The organism is Streptomyces sp. NPDC002104 (assembly GCF_053593795.1).
Genome location: NZ_JBSFDF010000002.1, coordinates 21,867 through 48,180, shown reverse-complemented (window position 1 = coordinate 48,180; position 26,314 = coordinate 21,867). Strand labels below are relative to the sequence as shown.

Below are 26,314 nucleotides of genomic sequence, written 5' to 3'. Positions count from 1 at the left end.
CGGATGCTACGTGTTGGCCATGTCCACGAACCGCGAATAGTGGCCCTGGAAGGCCACGGTGATGGTGGCCGTCGGGCCGTTTCGGTGCTTCGCCACGATCAGGTCCGCCTCGCCCGCACGGGGGGACTCCTTCTCGTAGGCGTCCTCGCGGTGCAGCAGGATCACCATGTCGGCGTCCTGCTCGATCGAGCCGGACTCACGCAGGTCGGAGACCATCGGCTTCTTGTCGGTGCGCTGCTCGGGGCCACGGTTCAGCTGGGACAGCGCGATCACCGGGACCTCCAGTTCCTTCGCCAGGAGCTTGAGGTTTCGGGACATGTCGGAGACCTCCTGCTGGCGGCTCTCGGGCCGGCGCGAGCCGCCCGACTGCATCAGCTGGAGGTAGTCGATGACGACGAGCGACAGGTCGCTGCGCTGCTTGAGGCGGCGGCACTTCGCCCGGATCTCCATCATCGACAGGTTCGGGGAGTCGTCGATGTAGAGCGGGGCCGCGGAGACGTCCGGCATCCGGCGGGCCAGCCGGGTCCAGTCGTCGTCCGTCATCGTGCCGGAGCGCATGTGGTGCAGGGCCACCCGGGCCTCCGCCGACAGCAGGCGCATCGCGATCTCGTTGCGCCCCATTTCGAGGGAGAAGATGACGCTGGGCAGGTTGGCCTTGATGGAGCAGGCACGGGCGAAGTCCAGCGCGAGGGTGGACTTGCCCATGGCGGGGCGGGCGGCGATGACGATCATCTGTCCGGGGTGCAGACCGTTGGTCAGCGAGTCCAGGTCCGTGAAGCCGGTCGGGACGCCCGACATCTGGCCGCTGCGCGAACCGATCGCCTCGATCTCGTCGAGGGCGCCTTCCATGATGTCGCCGAGCGGCAGGTAGTCCTCGGAGGTCCGCTGCTCGGTGACGGCGTAGATCTCGGCCTGGGCGCTGTTGACGATCTCGTCGACGTCCCCGTCGGCGGCGTAGCCCATCTGCGTGATCTTCGTACCCGCGGCGACCAGCCGGCGCAGGACCGCCCGCTCGTGGACGATCTCCGCGTAGTACTCGGCGTTCGCCGCCGTGGGGACCGACTGCACCAGGGTGTGCAGGTAGGGGGCCCCGCCGACCTTGCTGATCTCGCCGCGCCGGGTCAGCTCGGCGCTGACGGTGATCGGGTCGGCCGGCTCTCCCTTGGCGTAGAGGTCGAGGATGGCCTGGTAGATCGTCTCGTGCGACGGCCGGTAGAAGTCGTGGCCCTTCAGCACCTCGACCACGTCGGCGATGGCGTCCTTGGACAGCAGCATGCCGCCCAGGACGGACTGCTCGGCGTCGAGGTCCTGGGGCGGGACCCGCTCGAAGCCGCCGCCACCGCCGTCCCAGGAGCCGCCCTCGCGGCCCCGGTCGCTCTGTTCGTCCCCGCGGCCACGGCCTTCGCCGCCGCGGCGCGGACGGGCGGGCAGACGGTCACCTGGACCGCTGTCGGCCCAGGGGTCGTCCATGGGCTCGGACATGCTCACCGGGCCGCCTCCTCCCGTCCGCAACGCGGACCTTGCCGTGTCACTCTTTCTACGACACGGCTCTGACATTTGGGGCACCCGAATCGGCTTTCGGCGAGTCGGACAACGCACCACGGTAGGGCCGGGAGCGACGTCAGCCAATCTTGTTATCCACAGGCTGTGTGGATGAGGTGTGGATGACGGCGCCAATGCTGTGGGTAACTCCCCGGAAGCTGTGCACGGACCGGGGGACGGTGCTGTGGACAAAATCACCTGCCCCACCCACTTACCCCATCTGACCTGCAATTTCCTCCTCCACCGGCTGTGGGGGAGAAAATTTTTCGCCACTGTCTCGAGATCGCCTCCAACGAGGTGGGACGAACGCTCGAATCGGCGTATCGGTAAGACTCCCAGGGGCCTTGCGTCTATTACCTGTGGAAGATTAGATTGAGCACATGAGACAGGCCCCCACCGCACCGAAGGCTGCCCCGAGACGGCACGACCGCGAGATCCTCGCACTCGCCGTCCCCGCCTTCGGCGCCCTCGTCGCCGAACCCCTCTTCGTGATGGCCGACAGCGCCATCGTGGGGCACCTCGGCACACCCCAGCTGGCCGGTCTCGGCATCGCCGCCGCACTGCTCACCACGGCCGTGAGCATCTTCGTCTTCCTCGCCTACGCCACCACCGCGGCCGTGGCCCGCCGCGTCGGCGCGGGCGACCTCCAGGCCGCCATCCGGCAGGGCATGGACGGCATCTGGCTCGCCCTGCTCCTCGGTGCGCTCGTCGTCGCCGTCGTGCTCCCCGCGGCGCCCACCCTGATCTCCTTCTTCGGAGCCTCCGACACCGTCGCCCCGTACGCGATCACCTATCTGCGGATCTCCACCCTCGGCATCCCCGCGATGCTCATCGTCCTCGCGGCCACCGGCGTCATCCGCGGCCTCCAGGACACCCGTACCCCGCTCTACGTGGCGATCGGCGGCTTCGCCCTCAACGGAGCCCTGAACGTCGCCCTCGTCTACGGGGCCGGCCTCGGCATCGCCGGCTCCGCCTGGGGAACGGTGATCGCCCAGTGCGCCATGGCCGCCGCCTACCTGGTCGTGGTCGTCCGGGGCGCCCGCAGGCACGGCGCCTCCCTGCGACCCGACACCGAGGGCATCCGGGCCTGCGCTCAGGCAGGCGCGCCCCTGCTGGTCCGCACCCTGTCCCTGCGGGCCGTCCTGCTGATCGCGACCGCCGTGGCCGCGCGCCTCGGGGACGCCGACATCGCCGCCCACCAGATCCTGCTCTCCCTGTGGAGCCTGCTCGCCTTCGCGCTCGACGCGATCGCGATCGCCGGGCAGGCCATCATCGGCCGCTACCTCGGCGCGGGCGACACCGAGGGGGCCAAGGCCGCCTGCCGGCGCATGGTGCAGTGGGGGATCGTCTCCGGCATCGTCCTGGGCCTCCTGGTGATCGCGGCCCGGCCGGTGTTCATCCCGCTCTTCACCAGCGACCCCGCCGTCGAGGACGCCCTGCTGCCGGCCCTGCTCGTGGTGGCCGTCTCCCAGCCCGTCTCGGGCATCGTCTTCATCCTCGACGGCGTCCTGATGGGTGCGGGCGACGGGCGCTACCTGGCCTGGGCCATGCTGCTGACCCTCGCGGTCTTCACCCCGGCCGCCCTGCTCGTACCGGCCCTGGGCGGCGGTCTGACGGCCCTCTGGTGCGCCATGACCCTGATGATGCTGGTCCGGATGGTCACCCTCCAGCTGCGGGCCCGCTCGGGCCGCTGGCTGGTCGCCGGAGCCACGCGGTAGGACCCTCCGGCCACCGCGGCCGGGCGATGTTTCACGTGAAACAACGAAGAAGGGCCGCACCCCACAGGGGTGCGGCCCTTCATGCGCAGCCCTTAGGCGGCGACGACCTCGATGCCGACGGTCGCGGCCACGTCCGCGTGCAGACGCACGGAGACCTGGTACGAGCCGAGGGTCTTGATCGGGGAGCCCAGCTCCACGCGGCGCTTGTCGACCTTCGGGCCGCCGGACGCCTCGATCGCCGTGGCGATGTCGGAGGGCGTGACGGAACCGAAGAGACGACCGGCGTCACCCGCGCGGGTGGCCAGACGGACCTTGACGTTCTCGAGCTTGGCCTTGAACTCGTTGGCCTGCTCGATCGTCGCGATCTCGTGGATCTTGCGGGCGCGGCGGATCTGCGCCACGTCCTTCTCGCCACCCTTGGTCCAGCGGATCGCGAAACCACGCGGGACCAGGTAGTTGCGAGCGTAGCCGTCCTTGACGTCGACGACGTCGCCAGCGGTGCCGAGGCCAGAGACCTCGTGGGTCAGGATGATCTTCATTATTCGGTCACCCTTTCCTTATCGCGCGGTGGACGTGTAGGGCAGCAGTGCCATCTCACGGCTGTTCTTCACAGCCGTGGCGACGTCACGCTGGTGCTGCGTGCAGTTGCCGGTGACGCGGCGGGCACGGATCTTGCCACGGTCGGAAATGAACTTCCGCAGCATGTTCGTGTCCTTGTAGTCCACGTACGCGGTCTTGTCCTTGCAGAACGCGCAGACCTTCTTCTTAGGCTTGCGCACAGGCGGCTTCGCCATGGTGTCTCTCCTGTGAAATCAAGAAGTGGGGGTGCGAGCTGCCCTAGAAGGGCGGCTCGTCCGAGTAGCCACCGCCGGAGCCGCCGGAGCTTCCGCCCCAACCGCCACCGCCGCCGCCCTGCTGCTGGCCGCCGGCCGGCGCACTGGACGCCCAGGGGTCGTCGGAAGGTGCTCCGCCGCCCTGAGGGGCGCCGCCACCGGGGGCTCCGCCCCAGTTGCCACCGCCGCCGCCCTGCTGCTGACCGCCGCCACCGCCGCCGTATCCACCCTGGCCACCGCGACCCGTGGTCTTGGTGACCTTGGACGTGGCGTTCTTCAGGCTGGGGCCGACTTCCTCGACGTCCAGCTCGTAGACCGTGCGCTTGACACCCTCACGGTCCTCGTACGACCGCTGCTTCAGCCGGCCCTGCACGATGACGCGCATGCCCCGGGTAAGGGACTCGGCGACGTTCTCGGCCGCCTGGCGCCAGACCGAGCAGGTGAGGAACAGGCTTTCGCCGTCCTTCCACTCATTGGTCTGCTTGTCGAAGGTGCGGGGAGTGGACGCGACACGGAACTTCGCGACCGCCGCACCCGAGGGGGTGAAGCGCAGCTCGGGGTCGTCGACGAGATTGCCGACGACCGTGATGACGGTCTCGCCTGCCATGGATGAACCTCTCGGCGGGGATTGCTGCTGGGCTGCTGTGCTACTCGGTCCCGATTACCGCTGAACCGAAGTTCAGTGGGTCTCGGGGCGAAGGACCTTGGTCCGGAGAACCGACTCGTTCAGGTTCAGCTGTCGGTCAAGCTCCTTGACGACCGCAGGCTCGGCCTGAAGGTCGATGACCGAGTAGATGCCCTCGGGCTTCTTCTTGATCTCGTAAGCGAGACGACGACGGCCCCAGGTGTCGACCTTCTCGACCTTTCCGTTGCCCTCACGGACGACAGAAAGGAAGTTCTCGATCAGCGGGGAGACAGCGCGCTCCTCGAGATCGGGGTCGAGGATGACCATCACTTCGTAGTGACGCATGTGGAACCCACCTCCTTTGGACTCAGCGGCCACGGTCGTTCCGTGGCAGGAGGGTCGTGATGCGTGCGCACGGCATCTGCAGAGCAGACACCGCGCAGCTGTACAGACTACCTCCTCGACTCCTTCCGGTTGAAATCCGGCGCCAGGAGGCCACAATCTGTATGCATCGGGTGTTCTCGGTGCTAAGCCCCCGGCCCCTGCCGGAGGCCGCCCGCAGCACCGCTCTGCTGCAGCCAGGAGGTGCCTCCCATGGCACAGGCAATGCAACGCCAGTCCATCTCGCTCTTCGCGACCGACGGCAAACCCCATCCGCTCCAGGACACCCTGGTGGCGGTCACCCTGGTCCTCGGCGCCGTGGCGTTCATCACGGCGTTCTTCCACCATCTGCACCTGCTCAGCTCGTGGGCCGGGCTGATCGGGATCGTCACCGGGCTCTACGGCCAGTTCATCTCCGTCACGACACGCGAGCGCACAGCACTGATCATCGGCCTCGGAGCCTCGGCCATCGGCTTCTTCCTCGGCATGGCGCACGGCGGTCTCTTCGGCGGCTGGCTGGGCTGACCGGGTGTCTCCGCGACCGGGCGCCGGCCTCCACCGGCCCAGGCACGGCCTGTCCCCCAGATGGGTGGCGCCCCCGTCGCAGTAGGCTTCGCGCCATAGCCAGCGAAGCCGCCGAGGAGACGCCCCGCATGAGCCTGTCCCTGAGGACCATCAGCCGAGAGCAGCACCTGGGCTACCTCCAGAGCCTGCCCTCGGCTAGCCACTGCCAGGTCCCGGCGTGGGCCGACGTGAAGAACGAATGGCGATCCGAGAACCTCGGATGGTTCGACCAGTCCGGCGAACTCGTCGGCGCCGCACTCGTGTTGTACCGCCAGCTGCCCAAGGTGAAGCGGTACCTCGCGTACCTCCCCGAGGGCCCCGTCATCAACTGGTACGCCCCCAATCTCGAGGAGTGGCTCCAGCCGATGCTGGCGCACCTCAAGCAGCAGGGCGCCTTCACCGTGAAGATGGGCCCGCCCGTCGTCATCCGCCGCTGGAACTCGACCGCCATCAAGGCCGGTATCCAGGACCCGGAGGTCAAGCGCCTGCGTGACGTGGAGGCCTCCGTCATCGAGCCCCGCGCCTTCGAAGTCTCCGACAAGCTGCGCCGGATGGGCTGGCAGCAGGCCGAGGACGGCGGCGCCGGCTTCGGCGACGTCCAGCCCCGGTACGTCTTCCAGGTACCGCTCGCCAACCGCTCGCTGGACGACGTCCTCAAGGGCTTCAACCAGCTGTGGCGCCGCAACATCAAGAAGGCCGAGAAGGCCGGCGTCGAGGTCGTCCAGGGCGGCTACGAGGACCTGCCGACCTGGCAGAAGCTGTACGAGGTCACGGCCGAGCGAGACAAGTTCCGCCCGCGCCCGCTCAGCTACTTCCAGCGCCAGTGGACGGCCCTCAACTCCGAGGACCCCAACCGGATGCGGCTGTACATCGCCACGCACGAGGGGGAGCCGCTGGCCGCCGCCACGATGCTCACCGTCGGCCAGCACGTCTGGTACTCGTACGGCGCCTCCGCCAACCACAAGCGCGAGGTCCGCCCCTCGAACGCGATGCAGTGGCGCATGCTGCGCGACTCCTACGCGCTCGGCGCAAGCGTCTACGACCTGCGCGGCATCAGTGACACCCTGGACGAGAACGACCACCTGTTCGGGCTGATCCAGTTCAAGGTCGGCACGGGCGGCGAGGCCGTCGAGTACGTCGGTGAGTGGGACTTCCCGCTCAACAAGCTGCTGCACAAGGCGCTCGACATCTACATGTCGCGTCGCTGACCGCGGCGCGATCCCCACCGCACCGCATCCACACACACCGCACCGCTGCACCACGCAGCTTTTCGAGAGAGGCTCCGGACGGGCATGGCGCTCACGCTCTACGTCGACACCGCGCGCTGGCGTGCGCACCAGAAGCAGATCCAGGACCAGTTCCCGGGGATGATCCCCGTCTGCAAGGGCAACGGCTACGGCTTCGGTCACGAGCGGCTCTGCGAGGAGGCCACCCGGATGGGTGCCGACGTCCTCGCGGTCGGCACGACGTACGAGGCCGCCAGCATCAAGGACTGGTTCGGGGGCGACCTGCTCGTCCTCACCCCGTTCCGGCGCGGTGAGGAGCCGGTGCCGCTGCCGGACCGGGTCATCCGCTCGGTTTCCTCGCTGGACGGGGTGCGCGGGCTGGTCGGCGCCCGTGTGGTCATCGAGTGCATGAGCTCGATGCGCCGGCACGGCATCTCCGAGCAGGAGCTCGGCCAGCTGCACTCGGCGATCGAGGACGTCCGGCTGGAGGGCTTCGCCCTGCACCTGCCGCTGGACCGCCCGGACGGCTCGGACGCCGTCGAGGAGGTCATCGCCTGGATGGACCGGCTGCGCGCGGCGCGGCTGCCGCTGCACACGATGTTCGTCAGCCACCTGAAGGCCTCGGAGCTCGGGCGGCTGCAGCAGCAGTTCCCGCAGACCCGCTTCCGGGCCCGCATCGGCACCCGGCTGTGGCTCGGCGACCACGAGGCGACCGAGTACCGCGGCGCGGTGCTCGACGTCACCCGCGTCGCCAAGGGCGACCGGTTCGGCTACCGGCAGCAGAAGGCCGCCTCCGACGGCTGGCTGGTCGTCGTGGCCGGCGGTACCTCGCACGGAGTCGGCCTGGAGGCCCCCAAGGCCCTGCACGGGGTGATGCCGCGCGCCAAGGGCGTCGCCCGCGCCGGTCTGGCCACCGTCAACCGGAACCTGTCGCCGTTCGTGTGGGCGGGCAAGCAGCGCTGGTTCGCCGAGCCGCCGCACATGCAGGTGTCGATCCTGTTCGTGCCGTCGGACTCTCCGGAGCCGAAGGTCGGCGACGAACTGGTGGCGCATCTGCGCCACACCACCACGCAGTTCGACCGGGTGCTCGACGCCTGAGTCACTCCCCGGGGCGTGCGCCCCAGTCGACCCGCAGACCTTCCGAAGGCGCCGCGTCCTGCGGCGCCTTCGGCGTCTGCACGAGCGTGAAGACGTCCTCGGCGCCGTCCAGGACGCCCCCCGAGGGGTCGTCCGAGCCGTCGCGCCGCACCACGTCCCGGTCGGGCAGCAGGATGTCGCGTACGACCACCGCGCACAGGTAGAGCGTGCACAGCAGGTGCGCCGCGATCGACAGCTGGTAGCCCTCCAGCGGCAGGCCCTGGTGCTTGTCGCCGCTGGTCGTGTAGGCGAGGTAGAACCAGATGCCCAGGAAGTAGATGACCTCGCCGGTCTGCCAGATCAGGATGTCCCGCCAGCGCGGCCGGGCCAGTGCGGCGAGCGGGATGAGCCACAGCACGTACTGGGGCGAGTAGACCTTGTTGACCAGGATGAAGGCGGCCACCAGCAGGAAGGCCAGCTGGGCGAAGCGGGGGCGGCGGGGCGCGGTGAGCGTGAGCAGGCCGATGGCCGCGCACAGCAGCAGTGTCAGGCCGGTCGCGTAGGTGTTGGCGTCCTCGAGCGGGTTCCCGGAGCGCTGGGAGATCAGCAGCCACACGGAGCCGAAGTCGATCGGCCGCTCCTGGCTGAAGGTGTAGAACTTCTGCCAGCCCTCCCAGGCGAAGAGCATGACGGGCAGGTTCACCACGAGCCAGGAGGCCACGGTGCCGCCGACGGCCGCGCCGAAGGCACGCCACTTCCCGGCCCGCCAGCAGAGCACGAACACGGCCCCGAGCAGCAGGAGGGGATAGAACTTGGCCGCGGTGGCCAGGCCGAGCAGCACGCCGAAGGCCAGCGGCCGGCTGCGTGACCACATGAGCATCGCGGCGGCGGTCAGGGCGATCGCCATCAGGTCCCAGTTGATGGTGGCGGTCAGCGCGAAACCGGGCGCGAGGGCGAAGAGCAGGGCGTCCCACGGCCGGCGGCGGTGGGTACGGGCCACGCACACCGCGATCACGGCGGCGCAGACCATGAGCATGCCGGCGTTGACCATCCAGTACATCTGCTCGCGGTGCTGCATGGAGCCGGAGCCGGGGGTCATCCAGGAGGCGACCTTCATGAAGAGCCCGGTGAGCACCGGGTACTCCAGGAACTGCATGTCGCCGGGGAGCCGGTCGAAGTACGGGACGAGGCCGTCGGCGAAGCCGCGTACGACGAAGAGGTGCGGGATGTCCGAGTAGCAGGCGTGGGTGTACTGGGAGCCCGCCCCGCGGAACCAGGCCCAGTTGTAGCAGGGCAGCTTCTGCGCCATGCCGAGCGCGAACATCCCCAGCGTCACGAGGACCACGACCCGTACCGGGTTCAGCCAATGGCCGCCCAGCCGGGCGTAGCGGCCCAGGGGGCCGCCGATGAGCTCGCTCCCCGCGGCGGCCACCTCGTCCTGCTGGGTGGGCAGTACGGGGCTTTCCTCGTGCACCTTCGTCATGCGCACATCCTGCCGTACGGCGCCGCCCTCGCCCATGGACAGCGTGCGAGAGGGCCGCCGCACTCGGTGCGACGGCCCTCTCGTGCCGTGTCGTGGGGCGTCCGGCCGGCCGCTCAGCCGCCCGTGGAGCCCCCTATCGGGAAGCCTCCGCTCCCGCCGTTCGTCGCTCCGCCCGGCCGGCCGCCGCCCGATTTGCTGGGCGAGGGCGAGGGCGACCGGGAGGAACTGGGGCTCGGGTCCGGGTTGCAGATGGCCCACGGCTTGCAGGTCGGCTTGCCACCGGTGCGCGACGGGCTCGGGCTGGGGGACGGGCTCGGGGAGGGCGAGCTCGACGGGGACGGCGAGGGGGACGGGGACGGCGAGGGGGAGGGCGTGGGCGAGGGGGCGCCGGAGGCGTCCGCGACGACCCCGATGTCCTCGGGCTCCGGGAACTTCTTCTCCGGGACGCCCGCCAGCGCCTCCTTCATGTACTTCGTCCAGATCTCGGCCGGGATGTCACCACCGTGGAGGGAGGGAATGCCCGCCACGCCCCTCATGGAGATCAGTTCCTTCTTCTTCGCGCTCGGGTCCGAGCGGAACAGCGCCACGGAGGTGGACAGCTGCGGGGTGTAGCCGACGAACCAGGCCGACATGTTCTTGTCGGTGGTACCGGTCTTGCCCGCGGCCGGCCGGCCCAGCTTCTTGGCCTTCGTACCGGTGCCGTTCTCGACGACGTTCTCCAGCACCTTGGTGACGTTGTCCGCGATCGAGTCGTCCATGGCCCGCTCGTCCTTGGGAGGACCGAAGTCGGGCAGGTCCTTGCCGGACTTCTGGACGCTGGTCACCGAGTACTGCTCGTGGTGGACGCCGGAGGAGGCGAAGGTGGCGTACGCACCGGCCATCCGGATGGCGCTGGGGGTCGAGGTGCCCAGGGCGAAGGAGGCGTTGTCGTTCGGGTCGAAGGAGTCCGGCAGGATGCCGGTGGCCTCGGCGACCTTCCGCACCTTGTCGTGGCCGACGTCGAAGACGAGCTGGGCGAAGGGGACGTTGATGGACTTCTCCATCGCCTCGTTCAGGGTCACGTAGCCGTAGGCGGTCGGGCTCTCGTTCTTCTGCCGGAAGGGCTTGCCTGAGCCGTCGCGCAGCGGATCGCCCGCCCGGTTGTTGATCACCGTGAGGTCGTTCGCCTGGTACTTGCTGTCGGCCGAGATGCCCCGGCCCTTGGAGTTCTGGGTGCCGTACTCCATGGCCGCGGCCAGTACGAACGGCTTCCAGGTCGAGCCGACCTGGACACCGGACGTGTTGGCGTTGTTGTTGAAGTGCTTCTTGTCGATGCCGGGACCGCCGTACAGGGCGACGAGGGCTCCGGTCTTCACGTCCACCGAGGCCGCGCCGAACTGGACGAAGGTGTCGGTCTCGGGCCGCTTCTTCTCGTCGAGCATCCCGTCGCGGGTGTTCTCGACGGCCTTGACCAGCGCGTCGACCCTCTTCTTGTTGAAGGTGGTGTGGATCCGGTAGCCGCCCTTGGCCAGGTCCTCGGCCTTGATGCCCTTCTTCGCCAGGTACAGGTTGGCGGTGTCGACGAGGTAGCCGATCTGCCCGGACATGCCGGCGGCCTGGGCGGATTCGACGAGGGTGGGGAAGGTCGTGTACTTCTCCCGCTCCGCCTTCTCCATGCGCCCGACGGTGACCTGGCGGTTCAGGACCCATTTCCAGCGCTCCTGGGCCCGCTGGGTGTTGAGCTCCGGCGTGGCCAGGGGGCCGATGCCGCCGTCGGGGTTGTAGAGGTTCGGGCCCTTGAGCACGGCGGCGAGGAAGGCGGTCTCGGAGGGGGTGAGCTTGTCGCAGTCCTTGCCGAAGTAGGCGCGCGCGGCCGCCTGGATCCCGTAGGCGTCGCGGCCGTAGTAGGCGGTGTTCAGGTAACCGGCGAGGACCGTGTTCTTCTCCTCGCTCACCCCCAGCTTTATTGCGATGAAGAGCTCGGTGACCTTTCGCTTGACCGTCTGGTCCGAGTCCAGGTACTGGTTCTTCACGTACTGCTGGGTGATCGTGGAGCCGCCCTGGGTGGATCCGCCCTTGGCCATGTTCCACACGGCGCGGGCGATGCCCATCGGGTCGACGCCCTTGTCCGAGTCGAAGGACTCGTTCTCCGCCGCGATCACGGCGTTCTGCATGGACTTGGGGATCTTGTCGATGGGGACGATCTGGCGGTTGACCGACCCGCCCGTCGCGACCATCTGGGTGTTGTCGTCCCAGTAGAAGACGTTGTTCTGCGCCTCGGCCGTCTTGTTCACGTCGGGCTTGTTCACCATGGCGATGCCGATGCCGGCGCCTGCCGTGATGATCGCGAAGAAGCCCAGCACGGTGCCGCACACGAGCTTCCAGGAGGGGACGAAGCGCTGCCAGCCGGTCTTTTCGCCGCGCGGGTAGTTGACGAACCGCTTGGGGCGGCCGGCGCCCGCGGCGCCCCGGCCCCGGCCCGCCGGGGCGCGGCCGGCGGCTCTGCGGGCGTCAGCCCGGCCTCCGGGCCCCGGCTGCTGTCCGTACGGCCCGCTGGACGACGCGGTGGGGACGTCGCGCCCGGCGCCCCTGGACGGGCGCTGCTGGGCAGCCCTACGGGCGGCGGCGCGGCCACCGCTCTGGGGCTGTTGCGGTTTGCGGCGGTGCTCGCTCATCGAACGACTACTCCTCGGGCAGGCGAGTGGCCTGGAAGCGGCAGGTGAGTTCCGGTCCCCCCGGTGTCATGGCGCACAGACTACGCAGGCACAAAAGCCAATCACTGCCGAAGTTCACCCCAAATCAGGCAACTTGCCCCGAGCAATTCGATGATGTGACGCCGGTCACCGTGTCACCACTTGTAGCTGACGGCCACCCGTTCTATCGTCTGGATGTATCGAGTCGATACATCAGCTCGACATAAAGACTCCGAGGCAGGGGAAGGGCAAGCGGATGAGCAGGCGCTCAGGCATCCTTGAGTTCGCTGTTCTCGGCCTGCTTCGCGAATCCCCCATGCACGGTTACGAGCTGCGCAAGCGGCTCAACACCTCGCTGGGGGTGTTCAGGGCGTTCAGCTACGGGACGCTCTACCCCTGCCTCAAGACGCTCGTCACCAACGGCTGGTTGATCGAAGAGCCGGGCAATGCCCCGGAAGACGCTCTCGCCGCTTCACTCGCAGGGCGCCGCGCCAAGATCGTCTACCGGTTGACGGCAGCAGGCAAGGAGCACTTCGAGGAGCTCCTCTCCCACACGGGCCCCGATGCCTGGGAGGACGAGTCCTTCGCCGCCCGCTTCGCCTTTTTCGGCCAGACCGAACGAGACGTACGCATGCGGGTGCTGGAGGGCCGCCGCAGCCGCCTTGAGGAGCGCCTGGAGAAGATGAGCGCCTCGCTGGCTCGCACACGCGAGCGGCTCGACGACTACACGCTCGAGCTGCAACGCCACGGCATGGAATCCGTGGAGCGCGAAGTGCGCTGGCTGAACGAGCTCATCGAGAGTGAGCGGGCGGGACGGGATCAGAGACGACCCGGTCCGTCCGACGAAACTGCAAAGTGAGGTCTGCATCTCGCAGGCCTCGTCCGAGAACAAACAGGGAGCAACCGGAATGGGTTCGGTTCGCGTAGCCATCGTCGGCGTAGGCAACTGCGCCGCCTCGCTGGTGCAGGGCGTCGAGTACTACAAGGACGCCGACCCGGCGGCCAAGGTCCCCGGTCTGATGCACGTCCAGTTCGGCGACTACCACGTGAGCGACATCGAGTTCGTCGCCGCGTTCGACGTCGACGCGAAGAAGGTCGGCCTCGACCTTTCGGACGCCATCGGCGCCAGCGAGAACAACACCATCAAGATCTGTGACGTCCCGAGCAAGGGCGTGACCGTCCAGCGCGGCCACACCCTGGACGGTCTGGGCAAGTACTACCGCGAGACCATCGAGGAGTCGGCCGAGACCCCGGTCGACATCGTCCAGATCCTCAAGGACCGCCAGGTCGACGTCCTGATCTGCTACCTGCCGGTCGGTTCCGAGGCTGCGGCGAAGTTCTACGCCCAGGCCGCCATCGACGCCAAGGTCGCGTTCGTCAACGCCCTCCCGGTCTTCATCGCCGGCACCAAGGAGTGGGCGGACAAGTTCACCGAGGCCGGTGTCCCGATCGTCGGCGACGACATCAAGTCGCAGGTCGGCGCCACCATCACGCACCGCGTGATGGCGAAGCTGTTCGAGGACCGCGGTGTCCGTCTTGAGCGCACCATGCAGCTCAACGTCGGCGGCAACATGGACTTCAAGAACATGCTGGAGCGCGACCGCCTGGAGTCGAAGAAGATCTCCAAGACCCAGGCCGTCACCTCGCAGATCCCCGACCGTGAGCTCGGCGAGAAGAACGTCCACATCGGCCCGTCCGACTACGTGGCGTGGCTCGACGACCGCAAGTGGGCCTACGTCCGCCTCGAAGGCCGCGCCTTCGGCGACGTCCCGCTGAACCTCGAGTACAAGCTCGAGGTGTGGGACTCCCCGAACTCCGCCGGTGTCATCATCGACGCCCTGCGTGCGGCGAAGATCGCCAAGGACCGCGGCATCGGTGGCCCGATCCTGTCGGCTTCGAGCTACTTCATGAAGTCCCCGCCGGTGCAGTACTTCGACGACGAGGCCTACGCGAACGTCGAGAAGTTCATCAAGGGCGAGGTCGAGCGCTAGTCGAACCCCGGCGTCCGCGAGGACACCTGGACTTCGGCAGTTCTTCCGCGGAGGGTCCCCGGGCAATATGCCCGGGGACCCTCCGCGTGTGTGACCCTTTCCCTCATGGCTGTCGTACGTGATCTGCGCGTACTCCTGCGTCTGCGGGACTTCCGCAACCTGCTCGCCGTACGGCTGCTGTCCCAGGCCGCCGACGGGGTCTACCAGGTCGCGCTGGCCGCCTTTGTCGTCTTCTCCCCGGAGAAGCAGGCCTCGCCCGCGGCCATCGCCTCGGCCATGGCGGTACTCCTGCTGCCCTATTCGGTGATCGGCCCCTTCGCGGGGGTCCTGCTGGACCGCTGGCGCCGCCGCCAGGTCTTCCTCTACGGCAACCTGCTGCGCGCCTTCCTCGCCTGCATCACCGGCATGCTGATCGTCGCGGACGTTCCCGACTGGCTCTTCTACGCCTCGGCCCTGTCCGTGACCGCGGTCAACCGCTTCGTCCTGGCCGGGCTCGCCGCCTCCCTGCCGCGGGTCGTCGCACCCGGCCAGCTCGTCACCGCGAACGCCCTCTCACCCACCGCGGGAACGCTCGCCGCCGTCGCCGGCGGGGGTCTGGCCTTCCTCGTCCGGGTACTGGCCGACGAGTCCGACGCCCTGGTCGTGCTCCTCGGAGCCGGCCTCTACCTCTGCGCGGCCCTGGCCTCCCTGCGCCTGGCCCTGGGCCTGCTGGGGCCCGACCATCCTCCCGGCCGGATCAACCCGACCGTGGCCCAGGGGATCGCCCTCACCGTGCGGGGCCTGGCCTCGGGACTGCGCCACCTGGCCTCCCGGCGCGAGGCGGCCCGGGCTCTCACCGCCATGACCGTCATGCGGTTCTGCTACGGGGCCCTGTTCGTGACGCTGCTCATGCTCTGCCGCTACGCCTGGTCGGACAACGAGGCCGACGGGCTCGCGCTGCTGGGCGTCACGGTCGGCGTGTCCGGGGCCGGGTTCTTCGCGGCCGCCGTCGTCACTCCCTGGCTGGTGGGCCGGCTGGGCGCACTCGGCTCCATCACCCTGTGCGCCGCGGGCGCCGCCGTGCTGGTGCCGGCGCTCGGCCTGTTCTTCGCGCCCGGACCGATGCTGGCGGCGGCCTTCGTGCTGGGCCTGGCCACCCAGGGCGCCAAGATCTCCACGGACACCGTCGTGCAGTCCCAGGTGGACGACGCCTTCCGCGGCCGCGTCTTCTCGCTCTACGACGTGCTCTTCAACGCCGCCTTCGTCGGCGCCGCCGGGGTGGCCGCTCTCGTGCTCCCCCTCGACGGGCACTCCGTCACCCTGATCCTCGGGGTGGCGCTGCTCTACGCCGCGACCGCGGCACTCCTCATGCGTCAGGGCGATGTTTCACGTGAAACATCGCCCTGACCGCCGCCCCGCACCGATGTTTCACGTGAAACATCGGGCCCCTTCGGCCCTCAGGCCTGTGCGGCCCACCACTCCTTGAGCGCCGCGACCGCCGCGTCGTGCTCCATGGGCCCGTTCTCCAGCCGCAGCTCCAGCAGGAACGCGTAGGCCTTGCCGATCACCGGACCGGGGCCCACGTCGAGGACCCGCATGATCTCGTTGCCGTCGAGGTCGGGCCGGATCGCGTCCAGCTCCTCCCTCTCCTGCAGCTGGGCGATGCGCTCCTCCAGCCCGTCGTAGGTCCGGGAGAGCGCGTTCGCCTTGCGCTTGTTGCGCGTGGTGCAGTCGGAGCGGGTCAGCTTGTGCAGCCGGTCCAGCAGCGGACCGGCGTCGCGGACGTAGCGCCGCACGGCGGAGTCGGTCCACTCGCCGTCCCCGTAGCCGTGGAAGCGCAGGTGCAGCTCCACCAGCCGGGACACGTCCCTGACCATGTCGTTGGAGTACTTGAGCGCGGTCATGCGCTTCTTGGTCATCTTCGCGCCCACCATCTCGTGGTGGTGGAAGGAGACCCGTCCGTCGCTCTCGAACCGGCGGGTCCGGGGCTTGCCGATGTCGTGCAGCAGGGCCGCGAGCCGCAGGACCAGGTCCGGGCCGTCGTCCTCCAGCGCGATCGCCTGCTCCAGCACGATCAGCGAGTGGTCGTAGACGTCCTTGTGCCGGTGGTGCTCATCGCTCTCCAGGCGCAGCGCCGGCAGCTCCGGGAGCACGTGCTCGGCCAGCCCCGTGTCCACGAGGAGGCCCAGGCCCTTGCGCGGGTGCGCGGACAGCAGGAGCTTGTTCAGCTCCCCCTGGACCCGCTCGGCCGAGACGATCTCGATGCGGCCGGACATCTCCGTCATCGCCGCCACCACGTCCGGGGCGACCTCGAAGTCGAGCTGGGCGGCGAACCGCGCCGCCCTCAGCATCCGCAGCGGGTCGTCGGAGAAGGAGTCCTCCGCGGTGCCCGGGGTGCGCAGCACGCCCGCGTGGAGGTCCTCCAGACCGCCGTGCGGGTCCACGAACTCCTTCTCGGGAAGCGCGACGGCCATCGCGTTCACCGTGAAGTCGCGGCGCACGAGGTCTTCCTCGATGGAGTCGCCGTAGGAGACCTCGGGCTTGCGCGAGGTCCGGTCGTAGGACTCCGAGCGGTACGTGGTCACCTCGATCTGGAAGCCATCCTTCTGCGCACCGACCGTGCCGAAGGCGATGCCGACGTCCCAGACCGAGTCGGCCCACGGCCTGACGATCTTCAGGACGTCCTCGGGACGGGCATCGGTGGTGAAGTCGAGGTCATTGCCGAGACGCCCGAGCAGCGCGTCGCGGACGGACCCGCCGACCAGGGCGAGACGGAAACCCGCCTCCTGGAAACGGCGGCCGAGCTCGTCGGCGACAGGGGCGATCCGCAGCAGTTCGCTCACTGCGCGGGCCTGCCCGTGATTCAGGACACTGGGGTTGTCTTCGTTGGCGTTCGGCACAACAGAAAAGGGTACGTGCCCGGCCCGCCCGGAGCGCCCGCGTTTTGCGGCCACCCCGCCCCTCGGCCGCTCCGGGGCGGACCCGATCATGTGGAGCAAGGCGCGGCACTCGCGCACAGCGGGCCTCGTTACCATGCGTGGACGCACAAACGACGACCACTGACACTCCGAGGGACGGGCGAGCGCGTTGGCCGAGGCGGCAGACATCCAGGGGGCGCCCGCTCCTGCCCGGCGACGCTGGCTGCGGCGCGCGGTCGTCCTGCTCGCCGGGACCCCGGTGCTCGCCGGCCTGGTCTACTCGCACGCCCCCGAAGCCCAGGCCGCCGACACGGCGGCCGCCGCCGTCGACGTCCAGCTCGACGGCCTGACGCCGAGCGCACCGGTCAAGGGCGACACGCTCACCATCTCGGGCACCGTGATCAACAACGGCTCCGAGAAGATCACCGACGCGCACGTGGGTCTGCGGGTCGGGCCGGCCCTGGGGGACCGCAGCTCCATCGACGAGGCCGCGGAGCGCGGAGCGTTCCGGGCGGGCACCGACCCGGCGGAGGTCGGCGCCGAATTCGCCGTGAAGATCGATGCGCTGCCCTCCAAGGTCAGCCGGCCCTTCACCCTGAAGGTGCCGGTGAACAAGCTGGACCTGGACGAGGACGGCGTCTACCAGCTCGGCGTCTCCCTGTCCGGGGAGACCGAGAGCCGCCAGTACGAGCAGGTCCTCGGCATCAAGCGGACCTTCCTGCCCTGGCAGCCGGAGACCGCCGCCAAGCGTTCCCAGCTCGCCTACGTCTGGCCGTTGATCTCCACCACGCACCTGACCTCGGAAACCGGCTCGGACGAGGTGCAGACCCCGGTGTTCCTCGACGACGGCCTCGCCGAGGAGCTCAGGCCCGGCGGCCGCCTGGAACAGATGGTCACCCTCGGGAAGGACCTTCCCATCACCTGGGTCATCGACCCGGACCTGCTCTACACCGTCGACGCCATGACCAAGGGCTACCGGGTCCGCACCCCCGACGGCAAGACCGTCCAGGGCAAGAACAAGGCCGTCGCCGAGCAGTGGCTGAGCGCGCTGGAAAGCGCCGTCCAGGGCAAGAAGGTCGTCGCCCTGCCCTTCGCGGACCCGGACATCGCCTCGCTCGCCCACCGCGGCAAGGACGTCTCCGGCACCCTGGGACAGCTGCGGCCCGCCACCGACAAGGCGAGGGACGCCGTCGAGACGGTCCTGCACGTCCCCGCGAGCACCGACTTCTCCTGGCCCGTGGACGGGGCGATCGACCCTTCGATCGTGAACGTCGCGACCTCGGCCGGCGCCCACAACGTCCTCACCCGCAGCGACAGCCTCCAGGAGACCGGCGCCCTGGGCTACACCCCGTCGGCCGCGCGGCCCATCGGCGCGGGCACCACGGCCGTCGTCGCCGACGCCGATCTCTCCACCGCCTTCCAGGGCGACATGCTCCGCGCCGGGACCTCCACCCTCGCGGTGCAGCAGTTCCTCGCCCAGACCCTCGCCCTGAACCTGCAGGAGACCGACAGCCAGCGCAGCTTCGTCGTCGCCCCGCAGCGGATGCCCAGCGCCAGCCAGGCCCAGACGATGGCCGCCGCCGTACGGGGCCTGCAGTCGGGCCGCTGGAGCCAGGCCGTGGACCTGGAGGCGGCGGCCGCCGCGACGCCCGACCCCCGCGCCGCCACCCAGGTCCCCGGGGCCGGCCAGTACCCGGAGTACCTGAGCAAGCAGGAACTGCCGGTCTCCGCCTTCGAGAAGATCCGCACGACCGAAACCACCCTGGACCACTTCAAGGTGATCCTGTCCGCGCCCGACCGCGTGGAGATCCCCTTCGGCAACACCACCAACCGGGAGATGTCCTCCTCGTGGCGCAGCCGCCCCGACGCGGCGCGGGAGTACCGGGACCAGGTGCAGGAGTACCTGATCCGGCTCACCGAGAAGGTCAAGATCATCCCCAAGTCCGACGCGACGCTCTCCGGACACAGCGCGACCATCCCCGTCACCGTCCAGAACAGCCTCGTCCAGGACACCCACAACCTGGTCCTGCGGCTCCGGTCGGCCAACCCGACCCGTCTGATGTTCGGCGACAGCGGCGAGGCCCAGCAGGAAGTCGCCATCCAGGGCGGCCACAGCCAGACCGTGAAGTTCCCCGCCAACGCCACCGCGAGCGGCCCCGTCGAGGTGACGGCGCAGCTCTTCACCACCGACGGCGTGCCCTACGGCAAGGCCCGCAAGTTCACCGTCGAAGCCACCGAGGTGACCCCGACCGTCATGCTCGTCATCGCGGGTGGTGTCCTTCTCCTCGTACTGGCCGGCATCAAGATGTACGCCAGCCGCAAGCGTGTCGCGGCACGTGCCGCCGCCGAGGAGAGCACGCAGCAGAGTGACGAGTCCCCGGACACCGGACCGCAAAGCGCGGACCCGTCCGGCACGGGTGAGACAGTGGACCGTTGAGCGATGCCGTGGCCGGTCGGCCTGGGGACGATGAGGTGGGGTTTCGATGAACGCGCCGTACGAAGGTGACCGTGCGCAGGGCGCTGGCGGGCCCGCGCCCTCCCAGGGCACTGCCCCCGGCGCCCCGGTGCCGGGACAGGCTCCCGCGCCCGAGCAAGCGCCGGACCACGACCCCTATGTCCAGGACGCCTACGCCTACGACCCGTACCGGGCGCAGGACCTCTCCGCCCAGGACCCGGTGGCGGAAGTCCTCTACGACCGGGCCTCGCACCCGCCGCCCCCGCCCGGCACCTTCCAGGAGCCCGGCCCGCTCTACGCGGCCCCGCCGACCCCCTCGTACGCCCCGGACCCCCGGGTGTGGGCCCAGACGCCGCCGCCCGAACCGGACGGCCCGTCCCGGCACCTGCCCTACGGCGACCACGCGACGACCACGCAGTTCGTCGGCGTGGACTCCCTCGTGACCAAGGCCGCCGACGAGGACCCCCGCCCCGACGCCTTCGCCCACCTGTACCGGGACCAGGACGCGGCGCCGCGCACCCCCGCCGAGGACGCCCCCGTGGCCGCCCCCGCACCCAGCAAGCCCGCCGGACGCGCCTCCAACCTGCTCAAGTCCAGCGCCCTGATGGCCGCCGGCACCATCGTCTCCCGCATCACCGGCTTCATGAAGACCCTCATGATCGCCGGGGCCATCGGCGTCGCCACCCTCAACGACAGCTACCAGGTCGCCAACACCCTGCCGACGATGATCTACGTCCTGGTCGGCGGCGGCGCCCTCAACGCCGTCTTCATCCCGCAGTTGGTACGCGCGATGAAGAACGACGAGGACGGGGGAGAGGCGTACGCCAACCGCCTGCTGACCCTCGTCATGGTCCTGCTGGGCGCCGTCACCGTCGTGTGTGTGCTCGCGGCCCCGCTGTTCATCGGCATGATGTCGCAGAAGATCGCCGACGACCCGGCCCGGCTGGACGTCGCCGTCGCCTTCGCCCACTACTGCCTGCCCACCATGTTCTTCATGGGCGTGCACGTGGTCCTCGGTCAGATCCTCAACGCCCGCGGCCGGTTCGGCGCGATGATGTGGACCCCGGTCCTCAACAACATCGTCGTCATCGCCACCTTCGGCGCCTTCATCTGGGCCTTCGGCGGCTTCACCACCACGGGTGTCACCGAGGCCGGCATCACCCCCGAGGGCGTGCGGCTGCTGGGTCTGGGCACCTTGCTCGGACTGGTCGTCCAGTCCCTGGCGATGATTCCCTACCTGCGCGACGCCGGCTTCAGGCCGCGCCTGCGGTTCGACTGGAGGGGCCACGGCCTCGGCAAGGCCGCGGGCCTGGCCAAGTGGACGTTCTTCTTCGTCCTCGCCAACCAGCTCGGCCTCATCGTCGTCACCCAGCTCGCCACCTGGGCGGGCGAGGTGGCCGACAAGCAGGGCCACGGCGGTACCGGCATCACCGGCTACAACTACGCCCTCCTGCTCTGGCAGATGCCCCAGGCCATCATCACCGTCTCCGTCATGACCGCCGTCCTGCCGCGCATCTCCCGGTCCGCCCACGACGGCGACGCCGCCGCCGTCCGTGACGACATCTCCTACGGACTGCGCACCTCGGCCGTCGCGATCGTGCCCTGCGCCTTCGCGTTCCTGGCCCTGGGCGTCCCCATGGCGGGCCTGCTCTACGCCGGTTCCGGCTCCCAGAGCGCCCAGAACATCGGTTTCATCCTGATGGCCTTCGGCCTCGGACTGATCCCCTACTCCGTCCAGTACGTGGTCCTGCGCGGCTTCTACGCCTACGAGGACACCCGGACCCCCTTCTACAACACGGTCATCGTGGCCGCCGTCAACGCGAGCATGTCCGCCGTGGCCTTCTTCGTGCTCCCCGCCCGCTGGGCCGTCGTCGGCATGGGCGCCGCCTACGGCCTCGGCTACGCCGTGGGCGTCGGTGTCGCCTGGCGCCGGCTGCGCACCCGCCTGGGCGGCGACCTCGACGGGGCGCACGTGATGCGCACCTACACCCGCCTCATCGGAGCCTGCGTGCCCGCCGCGGCGGTGGCCGGCGCCGTCGCCTTCGCCGCCCTGCACTACATCGGCAGCGGAGCGCTCGGTTCACTCACCGCCCTGGTGGCCGGCGGCATCGCCCTGGTGGCGGTGTTCCTCGTGGCCGCCAAGCGGATGCGCATCGAAGAACTCAACGCCATGGTCGGGATGGTCCGCGGACGTCTGGGTCGCTGATGCGTACAACCTTCCCCCCCTCTGGCGTGTCGTGCAGATCGGTGGACTGTGGGCACAATTGGCATGGCTTCGCAGACTGGCCGACAGCGCGCAACGGATGGGGAGGCGGGGACGACGGTGGCGGAACGTAGCACGGCTGCCGTCGACGTGGCCGACAACGGCGGCGACGAGCCGCTGGCCGCGGAGACGGCCCAGGCCACGGCCGACGGGGTGGACACCCAGAACGGACAAGCCGCGGACGGAACCATGCCCGAGAAGGACGGCGATCGCAGGAACGCGGCACCCGCTGCCGCGCCCGAGCTGCACAGCGGCCACAAACTGGCCAGACGCTACCGGCTCGAGGAGTGCGTCACCCGTCTGGACGGATTCAGCAGCTGGCGCGCGATGGACGAGAAACTGCGCCGGGCCGTGGGCGTCCACCTGCTGCCCGCCGACCACGCACGCGCCCGCGCCGTCCTGGCCGCCGCCCGCTCCTCGGCCCTGCTCGGCGACCCCCGGTTCGTCCAGGTGCTCGACGCCGTGGAGGAGAACGACCTCGTCTACGTCGTCCACGAGTGGCTCCCCGACGCCACGGAGCTCACCGCGGTCCTCGCCACGGGCCCCATGGAGCCGCACGAGGCCTACCAGCTCGTCAGCCAGGTCTCCCAGGCCATGGCCGCCGCACACCGCGAAGGACTCGCACACCTGCGCCTGACCCCCAGCGCGATACTGCGCACCTCCTCCGGCCAGTACCGCATCCGCGGCCTCGCCGTGAACGCCGCCCTGCGCGGCATCACCAGCGAGACCCCGCAGCGCGCGGACACCGAGGCCATCGGCGCCCTGCTGTACGCCTCGCTGACCCAGCGCTGGCCGTACGAGAGCGACGCCTACGGACTCACCGGCCTGCCCAAGGGCGTCGGCCTGATCGCCCCCGACCAGGTCCGCGCGGGCGTGCACCGGGGTCTGGGCGAGCTGGCCATGCGTGCCCTCGCCAACGACGGGGCCACCGCCTCGCGTCAGGAACCCGCCTGCACCACTCCGGAGGAACTCTCCAAGGCCGTGGCCGCGATGCCCCGCATCCGTCCCCCGGAGCCCACCTTCACCGCGCCCCCGGAGTACCAGCACACCACCTACCAGCAGGGCAGCTACGGCAGGCCCCAGGGCCCCGGCAGGCCCACCACGCAGGTCACCGTCGTCCCCCCGCCGCCGCCGCTGCAGAGCCGGACCGGCCGCGTCCTCAAGTGGGGCGTCGCGGCCCTGCTGATCGCCGCCCTCGGACTCGGCAGCTGGCAGCTCGCCGACACCCTGCTCAACCGGAACAACCAGGGCAGCACCAGCGGAAGCCAGACCACGCACGAGAAGAAGGCCGACGACACCCCGGAGAAGGTGACCCCCGGCCCCCTCACCATCTCCCGGGCCCGCGAGTACTCCCCGGACGGGAAGGACCAGGACGCCGACGGCGTCAAGAACACCTTCGACAGGGACTCCTCCACCTACTGGCGGACCAAGTTCTACGTCGACGGCCCCGACATCACGGACTACAAGGGCGGCGTCGGCATCGTCTACGACCTCGGCGCCGAACACGAGGTCACCAGCGCCTCCATAGCGCTGCGGTTCGCGGGCAACCACACCACCACCACGCTCTACGCGGCCGACTCCCTGAACCCCTCGGGCAAGATCTCCGCAATGCCGAAGATCGGCACGGCCACGACCTCGGACAGCAGCTTCAACCTGACCGCGGACAAGCCGGTCAAGACCCGGTACGTGCTGCTCTGGATCACAGCGATGCCCTGGGCACCCTCCGACACCTACACCGGAGCCGGGTACAAGCAGGCCATCACGGACGTGAAGTTCACGGGCTGACGGACAGCAGGGGAGGGGGCCCGCATTGAACGAAGCCACACCCGGCGGCCGCAGCGACCAGGAACTCCTGTCACTGCACGCCGCCGGAGACCCGGACGCCTTCGGTGAGCTCGTACGCAGGCACCGGGACAGGCTGTGGGCCGTGGCCCTGCGCACCCTCGGCGACCGTGAGGAAGCCGCCGACGCCGTGCAGGACGCCCTCGTCTCCGCCTACCGGGCCGCCCACACCTTCCGCGGCGAATCCGCCGTCACGACCTGGCTGCACCGCATCACCGTGAACGCCTGCCTGGACCGCGCCCGCAAGGCTGCCTCCCGCAAGACCTCCCCCCTCGACGACACGGACCGCCTGGAGCGCCTCCTGGAGCCCCACGAGTCCGCCGAGGCGCCCGCGGAGCGCCAGGACCTCCACCGGCAGCTCCTGGCCGCCCTGAGCACGCTCCCGGCCGATCAGCGGGCCGCCCTCGTCCTCGTCGACATGCAGGGCTACCCCGTCGCCGAGGCCGCCGCCGTCCTCGACGTCCCCGTCGGCACCGTGAAGAGCCGCTGCGCCCGCGGCAGGGCGAAACTCGTACCGCTCCTCACTCATCTGCGCACGCAGACCGGGGATAACACCGACATCGAGCGGGGAAGGAACCGGACACCGGGGACAACCGTCCCACCGGCGGCAGACCGCGGGGACCCGGCCCCGGACCCCAAGGCAGTGAAGGGCGGAGGTGGACGAGCGTGAACCCCACAACCGGCGCGACCGGCACGGTCGGGCACCCCGACGTCTCGGAGATCTCCGAGCTGGCGGAAGGCCTCCTCTCCCCGTCCCGCACGGCGGAGGTACGCAGCCATCTCTCCGGCTGCCCCCTGTGCGCGGACGTCCGTGCCTCCCTGGAGGAAATCCGGGCCCTGCTCGGCACCCTCCCCGGTCCCGCCCGGATGCCCGTCGACATCTCCGGCCGGATCGACGCGGCCCTCGCCGCCGAAGCCCTCCTCGACGCCACCACCCCGCACGGGGAACCCGGGCCCGCCGGCCCCGCCCCCGATGGCGAGGTGGGATCCGGGCCCGGTGTTTCACGTGAAACCACCCCCGACCCGCTCGGCCGCGGCGGAGCCCTGCGGCCCTCCGGTCACCCGACCGGCCCAACCGGCCCCGGACGCCGTCGCGCACGCCGCCGGATCGCCCTCGCGGGCGGACTGCTCGCGGCGTGCGCCGCCGGCGTCCTGGTGTTCGGCCTGATGTCCGGCGACCGCACCGGGCAGGACATGTCCGCGCGGAGCGACGCGGCCACCGGACAGTCCCGGTCCGGCTCGCCCGAGTACACGGCCCAGGGGCTCCCCGGCACGGTGCGCGAGCTCCTCGCGACCGCCGCCGGCGGAGACAGGACGGCGGGGGAGCGGAACAACACCTTCGGAGTGGAGAACAACCCCCCGTCCCGGCCGAGCCCCGCCCCGGCCGACGGCCTGGCGGCCCGCGCACCCGCCTGCGTCCAGCGGGCAACCGGCCGCACGGACGCCCCCCTGGGCCTCGAGTCCGGCACCTACCAGGGCAAGGACGTCTTCCTCCTCGTCCTGCCCCACCCCGGGGACCCCGCCTCCGTGGACGCCTATCTCATCGGCTCCGCCTGCGTCTCCGACCCCTCCGGCGCCCCCGGAAAGCCCCTGCTCACCAGCACCTACCCGAGGAGCTGAAAGGCCCGCGAGCTCTGGGGGACAACTCGGGAATGCAGGCGCCGTAGGATCCGTTGGGTGGGGTGAGAGTCCACACCGGCCCCCCGGTAGGCAGCAGGCAGTCCGCAGAGACGAGGAATCAACCCGTGAGCGACGTACGAAACGTGATCATCATCGGCTCCGGGCCGGCCGGTTACACGGCCGCCCTGTACACCGCACGCGCTTCGCTCAAGCCCCTGGTCTTCGAAGGCGCCGTCACCGCCGGCGGCGCGCTGATGAACACCACGGAGGTCGAGAACTTCCCCGGCTTCCAGGACGGCATCATGGGGCCGGACCTCATGGACAACATGCGTGGCCAGGCCGAGCGCTTCGGCGCCGAGCTGATTCCGGACGACGTCGTGTCCGTGGACCTCACCGGCGAGATCAAGACCGTCACCGACACCGCCGGCACCGTGCACCGCGCCAAGGCCGTGATCGTGACCACCGGTTCCCAGCACCGCAAGCTCGGCCTGCCCAACGAGGACGCCCTCTCCGGCCGCGGCGTCTCCTGGTGCGCGACCTGCGACGGCTTCTTCTTCAAGGACCACGACATCGCCGTGATCGGCGGCGGTGACACCGCGATCGAGGAAGCAACCTTCCTCTCCCGGTTCGCCAAGTCCGTCACGATCGTCCACCGCCGCGACTCCCTGCGCGCCTCCAAGGCCATGCAGGACCGCGCCTTCGCCGACCCGAAGATCTCCTTCGCCTGGGACAGCGAGGTCGCGGAGATCCACGGCGAGCAGAAGCTCACCGGCCTCACCCTGCGCAACACCAAGACCGGTGAGACCTCCGCGCTGCCCGTGACCGGCCTCTTCATCGCCGTCGGCCACGACCCGCGCACCGAACTGTTCAAGGACCAGCTCGACCTCGACTCCGAGGGCTACCTCAAGGTCGACGCCCCCTCCACCCGCACCAGCCTCACCGGTGTGTTCGGCGCGGGCGACGTGGTCGACCACACCTACCGTCAGGCCATCACCGCCGCGGGCACGGGCTGCTCCGCGGCCCTCGACGCCGAGCGCTTCCTCGCCGCCCTCGCGGACGCCGAGAAGGCGCACGCAACGGTCTGACACCCTCAAGCAGCACCACACCCCACTCCCCGCAGGAAGA

21 protein-coding genes are annotated in these 26,314 nt (G+C 69.9%); 13 read left to right on the top strand and 8 right to left on the bottom strand.

Going from position 1 to position 26,314, the window contains the following annotated elements; translation table 11 throughout:
- Window positions 1-6: 6 nt before the first annotated feature.
- A complete protein-coding gene (dnaB, locus tag ACWCP2_RS02400) occupies window positions 7-1,470 on the bottom strand; it encodes a replicative DNA helicase (RefSeq protein ID WP_254382415.1) in 1,464 nt (487 codons plus the stop codon).
- 452 nt (window positions 1,471-1,922) lie between these two features.
- Here dnaB and ACWCP2_RS02395 point away from each other — a divergent pair, with 452 nt between their 5' ends.
- Window positions 1,923-3,260, top strand: coding sequence for an MATE family efflux transporter (locus ACWCP2_RS02395; protein ID WP_450906723.1), 1,338 nt, complete (start codon window positions 1,923-1,925; stop codon window positions 3,258-3,260).
- A gap of 92 nt (window positions 3,261-3,352) precedes the next feature.
- Here the strand turns inward: ACWCP2_RS02395 and rplI are convergent, their stop codons facing one another.
- From rplI to rpsF, 4 genes are all read right to left on the bottom strand, one after another.
- The gene (gene rplI / locus ACWCP2_RS02390) at window positions 3,353-3,799 is read right to left on the bottom strand and encodes a 50S ribosomal protein L9 (protein ID WP_243331152.1); all 447 of its coding nucleotides are present in this window, start codon (window positions 3,797-3,799) and stop codon (window positions 3,353-3,355) included.
- Between the two features lie 18 nt (window positions 3,800-3,817).
- Window positions 3,818-4,054: a 30S ribosomal protein S18 gene (gene rpsR / locus ACWCP2_RS02385; RefSeq protein WP_005315025.1), complete on the bottom strand. Its 237-nt coding sequence runs from the start codon at window positions 4,052-4,054 to the stop codon at window positions 3,818-3,820.
- 43 nt (window positions 4,055-4,097) lie between these two features.
- The gene (locus tag ACWCP2_RS02380; protein WP_266956744.1) at window positions 4,098-4,700 is read right to left on the bottom strand and encodes a single-stranded DNA-binding protein; all 603 of its coding nucleotides are present in this window, start codon (window positions 4,698-4,700) and stop codon (window positions 4,098-4,100) included.
- Between the two features lie 72 nt (window positions 4,701-4,772).
- On the bottom strand, window positions 4,773-5,063 hold the full coding sequence (gene rpsF, locus ACWCP2_RS02375; RefSeq protein ID WP_015034882.1) for a 30S ribosomal protein S6: 291 nt from the start codon (window positions 5,061-5,063) through the stop codon (window positions 4,773-4,775).
- A 249-nt stretch (window positions 5,064-5,312) separates the two neighbouring features.
- On the opposite strand from rpsF, the gene ACWCP2_RS02370 reads away from it, so the two are divergent.
- The 3 genes from ACWCP2_RS02370 (at window position 5,313) to ACWCP2_RS02360 (ending at window position 7,987) form a co-directional block, all read left to right on the top strand.
- Window positions 5,313-5,624, top strand: coding sequence for a hypothetical protein (locus ACWCP2_RS02370; RefSeq protein WP_450906722.1), 312 nt, complete (start codon window positions 5,313-5,315; stop codon window positions 5,622-5,624).
- Between the two features lie 128 nt (window positions 5,625-5,752).
- Entirely contained in the window at window positions 5,753-6,871 is a 1,119-nt protein-coding gene (locus ACWCP2_RS02365; protein WP_243331146.1) for a lipid II:glycine glycyltransferase FemX, read from the top strand.
- An 84-nt stretch (window positions 6,872-6,955) separates the two neighbouring features.
- Window positions 6,956-7,987, top strand: a complete 1,032-nt coding sequence (locus tag ACWCP2_RS02360) for an alanine racemase (RefSeq protein ID WP_450906721.1) — start codon at window positions 6,956-6,958, stop codon at window positions 7,985-7,987.
- A 1-nt stretch (window position 7,988) separates the two neighbouring features.
- On the opposite strand, the gene ACWCP2_RS02355 is transcribed toward ACWCP2_RS02360, so the two are convergent.
- Together ACWCP2_RS02355 and ACWCP2_RS02350 are read right to left on the bottom strand one after the other, a co-directional pair.
- A complete protein-coding gene (locus tag ACWCP2_RS02355) occupies window positions 7,989-9,449 on the bottom strand; it encodes a glycosyltransferase family 87 protein (protein WP_450906720.1) in 1,461 nt (486 codons plus the stop codon).
- 113 nt (window positions 9,450-9,562) lie between these two features.
- Entirely contained in the window at window positions 9,563-12,103 is a 2,541-nt protein-coding gene (locus tag ACWCP2_RS02350; protein ID WP_450906719.1) for a transglycosylase domain-containing protein, read from the bottom strand.
- A gap of 274 nt (window positions 12,104-12,377) precedes the next feature.
- Between ACWCP2_RS02350 and ACWCP2_RS02345 the strand changes: the two genes are divergently transcribed.
- The 3 genes from ACWCP2_RS02345 to ACWCP2_RS02335 all read left to right on the top strand — a co-directional run bounded on the left by ACWCP2_RS02345 (window position 12,378) and on the right by ACWCP2_RS02335 (window position 15,498).
- A complete protein-coding gene (locus ACWCP2_RS02345; RefSeq protein ID WP_250738617.1) occupies window positions 12,378-12,980 on the top strand; it encodes a PadR family transcriptional regulator in 603 nt (200 codons plus the stop codon).
- A gap of 49 nt (window positions 12,981-13,029) precedes the next feature.
- A complete protein-coding gene (locus tag ACWCP2_RS02340) occupies window positions 13,030-14,112 on the top strand; it encodes an inositol-3-phosphate synthase (RefSeq protein ID WP_450906718.1) in 1,083 nt (360 codons plus the stop codon).
- Window positions 14,113-14,217: 105 nt separating this feature from the next.
- Complete coding sequence (locus ACWCP2_RS02335; RefSeq protein ID WP_450906717.1) at window positions 14,218-15,498, top strand: MFS transporter; 1,281 nt, start codon at window positions 14,218-14,220, stop codon at window positions 15,496-15,498.
- 50 nt (window positions 15,499-15,548) lie between these two features.
- On the opposite strand, the gene ACWCP2_RS02330 is transcribed toward ACWCP2_RS02335, so the two are convergent.
- Window positions 15,549-16,991, bottom strand: coding sequence for a CCA tRNA nucleotidyltransferase (locus ACWCP2_RS02330; protein ID WP_450906716.1), 1,443 nt, complete (start codon window positions 16,989-16,991; stop codon window positions 15,549-15,551).
- Between the two features lie 187 nt (window positions 16,992-17,178).
- On the opposite strand from ACWCP2_RS02330, the gene ACWCP2_RS02325 reads away from it, so the two are divergent.
- From ACWCP2_RS02325 to trxB, 6 genes are all read left to right on the top strand, one after another.
- Entirely contained in the window at window positions 17,179-19,446 is a 2,268-nt protein-coding gene (locus ACWCP2_RS02325; RefSeq protein WP_450906715.1) for a DUF6049 family protein, read from the top strand.
- Between the two features lie 46 nt (window positions 19,447-19,492).
- Window positions 19,493-21,670 (top strand): murein biosynthesis integral membrane protein MurJ, encoded by a 2,178-nt coding sequence (murJ, locus tag ACWCP2_RS02320; protein ID WP_450906714.1) that lies wholly within the window; start codon window positions 19,493-19,495, stop codon window positions 21,668-21,670.
- Between the two features lie 117 nt (window positions 21,671-21,787).
- Entirely contained in the window at window positions 21,788-23,512 is a 1,725-nt protein-coding gene (locus tag ACWCP2_RS02315) for a protein kinase family protein (protein WP_450906713.1), read from the top strand.
- 25 nt (window positions 23,513-23,537) lie between these two features.
- Window positions 23,538-24,239, top strand: a complete 702-nt coding sequence (gene sigM, locus ACWCP2_RS02310; RefSeq protein ID WP_450906712.1) for an RNA polymerase sigma factor SigM — start codon at window positions 23,538-23,540, stop codon at window positions 24,237-24,239.
- On the top strand, window positions 24,236-25,189 hold the full coding sequence (locus tag ACWCP2_RS02305; protein ID WP_450906711.1) for an anti-sigma factor family protein: 954 nt from the start codon (window positions 24,236-24,238) through the stop codon (window positions 25,187-25,189). Before sigM ends, ACWCP2_RS02305 begins: the two co-directional genes overlap by 4 nt.
- 125 nt (window positions 25,190-25,314) lie before the next feature.
- A complete protein-coding gene (gene trxB, locus ACWCP2_RS02300; RefSeq protein WP_450906710.1) occupies window positions 25,315-26,274 on the top strand; it encodes a thioredoxin-disulfide reductase in 960 nt (319 codons plus the stop codon).
- Window positions 26,275-26,314 lie beyond the last annotated feature (40 nt).